This is a genomic window from Mesorhizobium sp. M7D.F.Ca.US.004.03.1.1, from assembly GCF_003998635.1.
Taxonomy (GTDB): Bacteria; Pseudomonadota; Alphaproteobacteria; order Rhizobiales; family Rhizobiaceae; genus Mesorhizobium; species Mesorhizobium loti.
In genome coordinates, this window is the sequence record NZ_RZQG01000206.1 from 1 (window position 1) to 7783 (window position 7783).

A 7783-nucleotide genomic window follows, 5' to 3' on the forward strand; every position below is an offset into this window, starting at 1 on the left:
GCCTTTCTCGTCGTGATGAACTCGTGATTAATTGCCGGGATAAGCCGAGCCGGTACCCAAGAATCGCTTCGTCATCTCGCGGGCGGCTTCGTCTGACTGGGCCTTGCGGGCGGCATCCTCGGCCTCAGCTCGAAACTGCGTTGCGAGCAGCGTCTGGATCTGCATCTGCTGTTTTGTCGAAAGCGCCATCAGCTGGTTGGTGGCCTGGCTTGCCTGAAGCGCACCGGCCGCCCCTTGGCTGCGGTTGACGAGATCGGCGAGCAGATCGCCGTCGGCGCGGACGTTCTCGACGATTTGCGACTGGACACCCATGGTCTGGCGGAACGCCTGCATGGCGGTTTGCCAACGCTCCCGCGCAGCACTCGCCACATCGCTGACTTTGATCGTGGCGTCGTAGCTTTCCGGATATTGGCTGCGCCACTGGTCTTGAAGCTTGCCCAGATCAAAGCTGAGGCCACTCGCCTGGTCCATCAAGCCGTCGATGCGATGGAGCGAACCGGTGAGTTGGCCAACGGAAGAGAAATCCAGACGCTGAAGATTGCGCGCCATGTTCTGCAGCATGGTCGCCTGATTCTGCAGCGACTGGATCTGGTTGTTGATCTGCTCCAATGCGCGCGCGGCCGTCAGCACGTTCTGCGCATAATTGGACGGATCGAACACGATAAGGGCGTAGGCGGGCTGCACATAGTCGGCCATAGGCTTGGCGATCAGGGAAACGGTGATCAGGCCGGAGAGAAGGCGTCGCCGCATCATGAGAATTGCTCCTTGTCTGGTTGAGGGAATTGCTTGAGAAGTTCGCCGGCCCAATCGAGGCCGCGCGCGATCAGGAACTGCGAGGCAAAGCTGCCTTGCCCGTCTTCGGACATGATCCTGTCGATCAGAGTCTGCGTGGCCGGATCGGAAGCACCGCAAAGCGCAAGAGCGATGGGGCCAAGCTCGAGCTCGAACAGACGGTTGCCGCGGCGCGATTGCAGATAATACTGACGCTTCGGCGTGGCGCGGGCGATCAATTCGATCTGCCGCTCGCTTAAACCGAAGCGCTCGTAGGCTGTGCGCGCCTGGGGTTCCACGGCACGATCATTGGGAAGGAAAATGCGCTGCGGGCAGCTTTCGATGATTGCCGGCGCTATGCCAGAGCCCGCGATATCAGCCAGCGACTGCGTAGCGAAGACAACCGACACGTTCTTCTTTCGCAGCACCTTCAGCCATTCGCGGATGCGGGCGGCGAACAGCGGATTGTCGAGATAGACCCACGCCTCGTCGAGCATGATCAGCGTGGGCCGTCCGTCGAACCGTTCCTCAAGTCGCTGGAACAGATAGGTAAGCACCGGCAGCAAAGCGCTTTGGCTGTGCATTAACTCCTCGGTCTCGAAACACTGCACATCCGACAAGGCCAGCCCATCATGATCGGCATCGAGCAGGCGGCCGAAGGGACCGTCGAGCGTGTAGGGCATCAATGCGGTCTTCAGCGCATTGGATTGAAGCAGGACCGAAAGACCGGTCAGTGTGCGTTCCTGCGCCGGCGCGGTGGCAAGGCTGGCCAGCGCTGACCAAATAGCCTCCTTCACCTCCGGCGTGACGGTGACGTTCTCGTGGGCAACAAGGCTGGCGATCCATTCGGCCGCCCAGCTTCGGCTAGCCTGGTCGTTGATGCTGCGCAGTGGCTGAAAGGCAAGGGAACCGTCCGCTCCTAGCGCGTGGTGTTCTCCACCCATGGCAAGTGTTGCAGCACGGGCCGAATTGCCTTTGTCGAAGACATAAACCTGGGCGCCGGCGTAGCGCCTGAACTGCAGAGCAATCAGAGCAAGCAGAACCGACTTGCCGGCGCCGGTCGGACCAACAACCAGCATGTGGCCGACATCTTCGACGTGGGTGGAAAGCCGAAACGGTGTCGACCCACTGGTCTCGGCAACGAAAAGCGGTGGCGCTTCGGTTTGGGTGACTTTCGCGAGATGCTCGTTTGTCGCAGGACCGGCCCAAACCGACGACAGCGGCATGAGATGGGCAAGGTTCAATGTATGAACGAGCGGTTGGCGAACGTTAGCGTAGACATGGCCAGGCAATGAGCCGAGCCAAGCCTCGACCGCATTGACGCCTTCTCGGATCGTGGTGAAGCCGAGCCCATTGATGATGCGCTCGACCGCGCGAAGCTTCTCTGCAGCGGCTTGGCGATCCTCGCCCCACACCGTCACGGTGGTGGTGAGATAGCCGAAACTCACATGATCACCGCCCAATGCCTGAAGGGCTTCGTCGGCATCGAGCGCCTTGTTGTCGGCATCGCTATCGACAAGCGGGACCGGCTCGTTGGTAATGACCTCGCGTAGGATTGCCACGATCGATTTGCGCTTGGCAAACCACTGCCGGCGCAATCGCGTCAGCGTCTTCGTGGCTTCCGTTTTCTCGAGCGGAATGAAGCGCGTCATCCAGCGATAGGCGAAATCCTGATGATTGAGGGTATCGAGGATTCCGGGCCGGGTGAGGTTCGGAAAGCCGAGGATGGTCAGTGTGCGAAGATGCTGCTCACCCAGCATCGGCTCCAGGCCACCGGTAAGCGGCGCATCGACCAGGATTGCATCCAGATATATCGGCGTTTCCGGGGCCATGATAGGATGGCGACGAGGCGAAATCGTGCCGTGGAGGTAGGTCAACGTCTGAGCATCATCGAGGACGCGTACTTCGGACATGAAACCCGAGAAGAGATCGAGCACGCGGTTGGTCTCGTCACGGAACCTCGCCAGATCCTGGCGCCAGTCTCTTTCTCCTCGGGAATAATGAGAGTCGACGAGCGTGCTTTCTGCGCGCGCCTGGGCGTCCGGCGGTGGCATAAACACCAAGGTCAGATGATAGCGGCTCTCGTAGTGCGCTACCTTCCCCTCGAAAGCAGCGCGGCGTTCTTCGTCGACCAGCCACGACGCGGCGTCAGGAAAATGCGAGTTCGGATAGCCCAGCGCTTCTGTGCGCTCGGCCTCAAAGAACAATGCCCAGCCAGAGCCAAGGCGTCTGAGAGCATTGTTCGCCCGGGCGCAAATGCCGACGAGTTCAGCCTCCGTCGCACTTTCGAGATCCGGGCCGCGGAACCGCAACGTCCGCTGAAAGCTGCCGTCCTTGTTGAGCACGATGCCGGGCGCCACCAAGGCAGCCCAGGGTAGATGGTCGGCAAGCCGGTCGGCTTTGCTTCGATATTCCGAAAGGTTCAGCATGCAAGCCACCCCTTCAGACGTAGGTGGCGCACAAGCACGCTGGCGAAGTCCGGATCGCGTCTTGCGGCAAACACCGCTAACGAGTGGCCTGCGATCCAAAGCACCAGACCAGCAATCCATTGCTGCAAGCCGAAGCCAATGGCCGCGGCCACTGTACCGTTGAGGATCGCCACCGCGCGCGGAGCCCCGCCGAGCAGGATCGGCTCGGTCAGCGCCCGGTGGACCGGTACTGCGAAGCCCTCGATATGCTGCTCCCCGGCGGCCATCAGACGAGCGCCCCACCACCGAAGGAGAAGAAGGAGAGGAAGAAGCTCGATGCCGCGAAGGCGATCGACAGACCGAAGACGATCTGAATCAGGCGCCGAAAACCACCGGCGGTGTCGCCGAAGGCAAGCGTCAGGCCGGTGGTGATAATGATGATCACCGCAACGATCTTGGCGACCGGTCCCTGCACGGACTCCAGGATCTGCTGCAGCGGCTGCTCCCACGGCATGCCGGAGCCGGCGGCATAAACCGGGGCCGTGATAAGAAACGCGAGCGCTGTGGACGAAAGAAAGCGAAGCTTCTTGCGCATGAGGAAGGCCTTTCAAAGCTGCTGGAGTTGCGAAAGCGTGAGCGGGGCAACGGCGTAATCGCCGCTGCCGTCGAGACCGGTGACCTCGGCGATTGCGTCGATGTGGCGCGACGAGCCGCGTCCCGCTATGAAGACGATCAGATCTATCGCCTCAGCGATGAGCCGGCGGGGAACGGTGACCACCGCTTCCTGGGCGAGTTGCTCAATGCGATAGAGAGCCGAGCGCGCGGAATTGGCGTGTACGGTAGCGATGCCGCCTGGGTGCCCGGTGTTCCATGCCTTCAGCATGTCGAGCGCTTCCGCGCCCCTCACCTCGCCCACGATGATGCGGTCCGGCCTGAGCCTCAGCGTCGAGCGCACGAGATCGGCAAGGGTGACCGAGCCCCGCCTTGTTCTCAGGGCAACGCAGTCCCTGGCCGCGCACTGCAGTTCGCGTGTGTCCTCGATCAGGATCACCCGATCGTCGCATTCGGCGACTTCAGCCAGCAGAGCGTTGGCGAGTGTTGTCTTCCCCGAGGAAGTGCCGCCGGCGATCAGCATGTTGCGCCGCTCGCGGACGGCCTTTTTCAGCGCATCGGCCTGCAGCGGCAGCATGATGCGTTCGGCAACATAGTCGGCCAGGGTGTAGACTTTCGCGGCGGGCTTGCGGATGGCAAAACATGGCGCCAACACCACAGGTGGCAGCAGGCCTTCGAAGCGTTCGCCAGACGGCAATTCGGCACTGACGATCGGGTTGTCGGCGTGCGCCTCGGCGCGCACGTGCGAAGCAACCAGGCGGATGATACGTTCTGCCTCGGACGGGTGCATGTGAACGTCGGTATCGACCCGACCTTCGCCTAACCGGTCGAGTCGCAGCGCGCCGTCGGGATTGACCATCACCTCGATGACGGACGGATCGGCCAGGGCTTCGGTGATTGCCGGACCCATGGCGGTGCGCAGCATGACACGCCGCCGGTGGTCGGCCTCGGGATGAGAGCTCATCCTTCCCCTCCCCCACCATTGTCTTTGCTAAGCGACTTTTTGCCGGAAGCGATCTGGCGGCCGACCTTCTCAACGAATTTCTCGAAACGCTCTTGGGCAATAGCCTGCGTTGCCCGATCCGGGACCGGCGTGTGGGCGTGAAGGGTGATCGAAAAGCGGATGAAGAGCGCCAGGCTCTCCAGGATCACCTCGGAATCGCGCCTGACGTGGGCAAGATCGCGGGAGAGCCGGTCAAGCCTTACGCCGTAGCGCCGATCGAACTCGCTCTCGCCACGCCGCTCGATGAACGCCTCGATCGCCTTCCCCACGATCGCTGATTTGGTCGTTGACGGATCGCGACTGAGGTTGTCCAGTTTCTCGCTGAGCTCCGGCTCAAGCAGAAACTGATGGCGAATGCGGTGCGGCTTCATGCGGATCGTTCCGACGGCCCGGCGTTGCGCCGGCGACGGGAGAAGCATCGGCCAGACGCTCAAAATTGCTTATGGCCGTTATCTACGCTGAGGTGCGCTCTGCAACTCAGCGGACTTCAGAAGCCGGGAATGACATCGTCGCCCCTGCCCTCGTTGATACCGTAGACGCGGGCCGCAGTGGAAATCCGATCCATGACACGCTTGTCCGCGAGCGCTTCGCTGTCATCGTCTGCGGGCTTGTACAGATCGGCCTGATCGGGCTCTTGAGAGACAACAACGTCTTCTTCGGGCAGGCTTGGATGGCGTTGCTGCTGAACGCCTCCCTCGTCTTCAACTGGCGCGTCGGCGCTTTCCTCGTCCGCAGCAAGTCGGCTATCGACGCTGCACACTTGTCCAGTCCAGCCGTCCGGGCGTGATGCAGGGCAGTCCGCATAGGGTCCGTCGTGCAGCACCGGCGCAGGCAGCACCCGATCTGTGAAATTCTGATCCTGATAATAGCGCAGCTTCTTGGCGCGGATCGGCGGCAACCCAGAAACCAGGACCAATTCGTCTGACGGCGGCAATTGCATCACCTCGCCTGGCGTCAGGAGCGGGCGCGCGGTTTCCTGGCGGCTCACCATGACATGTGAAAGCCAGGGCGCAAGCCGATGGCCCGCATAGTTGCGCATCGACCTAAGTTCGGTTGCGGTGCCGAGGGCATCCGAGATGCGCTTGGCCGTGCGTTCGTCATTGGAGGAAAAGGCAATTCGCACGTGGCAATTGTCGAGAATAGCATTGTTCTCGCCATAGGCCTTTGAAACCTGGTTCAAAGATTGTGCGATCAGATAGGAGCGAATGCCATAACCTGCCATGAAGGCGAGCGCCGTTTCGAAGAAGTCGAGGCGACCGAGCGCCGGAAACTCGTCCAGCATCATGAGCAGCTGATGCTTACGGCTCTTCTTCGGGTCCCCCTCCAGACGCTCCGTCAACCGCCTGCCGATCTGGTTCAAGATCAGTCGCACAAAAGGCTTGGTGCGCGAGATATCCGAAGGCGGCACGACCAGATAGAGCGACAGCGGTCGCTCTCCATCCACTAGGTCAGCGATGCGCCAGTCGCAGGACGAAGTGGCCGCCGCGACCGTTGGATCACGATAAAGCCCGAGAAAGGACATGGCGGTCGAGAGGACGCCTGAGCGCTCGTTTTCCGACTTGTTCAGGAGTTCGCGAGCCGCCGAGGCCACTACGGGATGGACCTGAGGGTTATGCCCCGTCCCGAGATGGTTTGTCGTCATCATCCGCCGTAGCGTTGCGGCAAACGAGCGTTGCGGGTCCGACAGGAAGGTGGCGACGCGGGCCAGCGTCTTGTCCTCTTCAGCGTAGAGCACGTGCAAAATGGCGCCAACTAGGAGTGAATGGCTGGTCTTCTCCCAGTGGTTCCGTCGCTCCAGCGCGCCCTCGGGATCGACGAGGATGTCGGCGATGTTTTGAACGTCCCGGATCTCATCTGGGCCTTTGCGCACCTCCAGCAGCGGGTTGTAGCGTGCCGATCTCGGGTCGGTCGGATTGAACAGAAGGCAGTACGAGAATTTCGACCGCCAGCCGGAGGTCAACTGCCAATTTTCGCCTTTTATATCATGAATGATGGCAGACCCGGTCCAGGAAAGTAGCGTTGGAACAACCAGCCCCACGCCCTTGCCCGAACGCGTCGGCGCAAATGCCATGACGTGCTCCGGGCCGTCATGGCGCAGATAGCGATCGTTCAGCCTACCGAGGAAAACGCCCGCCGGCCGTAACAACCCTGCCGTCTCGACCTCATGAGTCGTGGCCCACCGTGAAGACCCATAGGTCGTAACCGACCCGCGCTGTCGCGCGCGCAAAAGCGAGCCAGCGATTGCGGCGGCACAACCCAGGAATCCGCTGGCGCCTGCAAGCGTACCGGCTTTGTCGAAGACCTCCGGCGCATAAGCATCGAAGTGGAACCACCATTCAAACAGCTTCCACGGCTTGTAGATTGGCCAGCCGGCGAAGAGAAACCATGGTGCGCCGAGAGGCGTCTGGTAGGTCAGCATTTGAGCGCACCATTGGGTTGCCGTCCATACGCCGATAATGACAATTGCGCACACAACGGCGATCTGCCCGATCAGTAGCTTCGTAGGTGTCATCGGCTTGGCCCGCTGAACAACGCGACCTAGCATCGCGCGGCGCAGCCGGGACAGGAATGTTCCTCACATACGATTTGGGAGCAATGAACGACTTCCTACGTATGCAGGTCGGTCAGCACGCGTGTTGCGCCTTCACGCGACACCATCCGCCACTCCATCCTTTCCATTCACCCTGAGGCCCGGCGCCGCCGACAGTTGCGTGACCGCTCCTCCGCAAAGTTATCTTCTGCGTTCAGGGAGCCACGGCGCCTGGGCTGGCTGATGAACACCGTCCGCTCGCGCATGTGGGGTCGAATTGATTTGTGCCCAAGTGGAGGCAGGCTCGTCTTCCAACAGTTGCCGCAGTTCCCCTGGCTCGAACGCCATCATCGGTGGGGAGGCGGGTTCATCCTCCAACAGTTGCCGCAGTTCCCCTGGCTCGAACGCCATCATCGGTGGGGAGGCGGGTTCATCCTCCAACAGCTGCCGCAGTTCCCC

8 protein-coding genes are annotated in these 7783 nt (G+C 61.4%); all 8 read right to left on the bottom strand.

What is annotated here, in order from left to right:
• Positions 1 to 27: 27 nt before the first annotated feature.
• Positions 28 to 753, bottom strand: coding sequence for a P-type conjugative transfer protein TrbJ (trbJ, locus tag EN935_RS14140; RefSeq protein WP_024502854.1), 726 nt, complete (start codon positions 751 to 753; stop codon positions 28 to 30).
• Positions 750 to 3200 carry a conjugal transfer protein TrbE gene (gene trbE / locus EN935_RS14145; RefSeq protein WP_063169232.1) on the bottom strand — a complete coding sequence of 817 codons (2451 nt, stop codon included), beginning with the start codon at positions 3198 to 3200 and terminating at the stop codon, positions 750 to 752. The genes trbJ and trbE overlap by 4 nt, the downstream gene beginning before the upstream one ends.
• Positions 3194 to 3466, bottom strand: a complete 273-nt coding sequence (locus EN935_RS14150; protein ID WP_024502852.1) for a VirB3 family type IV secretion system protein — start codon at positions 3464 to 3466, stop codon at positions 3194 to 3196. Before EN935_RS14150 ends, trbE begins: the two co-directional genes overlap by 7 nt.
• Positions 3466 to 3774, bottom strand: coding sequence for a TrbC/VirB2 family protein (locus EN935_RS14155; protein ID WP_024502851.1), 309 nt, complete (start codon positions 3772 to 3774; stop codon positions 3466 to 3468). Before EN935_RS14155 ends, EN935_RS14150 begins: the two co-directional genes overlap by 1 nt.
• 12 nt (positions 3775 to 3786) lie before the next feature.
• Entirely contained in the window at positions 3787 to 4755 is a 969-nt protein-coding gene (trbB, locus tag EN935_RS14160) for a P-type conjugative transfer ATPase TrbB (RefSeq protein WP_024502850.1), read from the bottom strand.
• Positions 4752 to 5165 (bottom strand): CopG family transcriptional regulator, encoded by a 414-nt coding sequence (locus EN935_RS14165; protein ID WP_063170364.1) that lies wholly within the window; start codon positions 5163 to 5165, stop codon positions 4752 to 4754. The genes trbB and EN935_RS14165 overlap by 4 nt, the downstream gene beginning before the upstream one ends.
• A gap of 116 nt (positions 5166 to 5281) precedes the next feature.
• Complete coding sequence (locus EN935_RS14170; RefSeq protein ID WP_063169233.1) at positions 5282 to 7306, bottom strand: conjugal transfer protein TraG; 2025 nt, start codon at positions 7304 to 7306, stop codon at positions 5282 to 5284.
• A 219-nt stretch (positions 7307 to 7525) separates the two neighbouring features.
• On the bottom strand, positions 7526 to 7783 hold a 258-nt coding region (locus tag EN935_RS41425; protein ID WP_206523217.1), incomplete at its 5' end, for a hypothetical protein.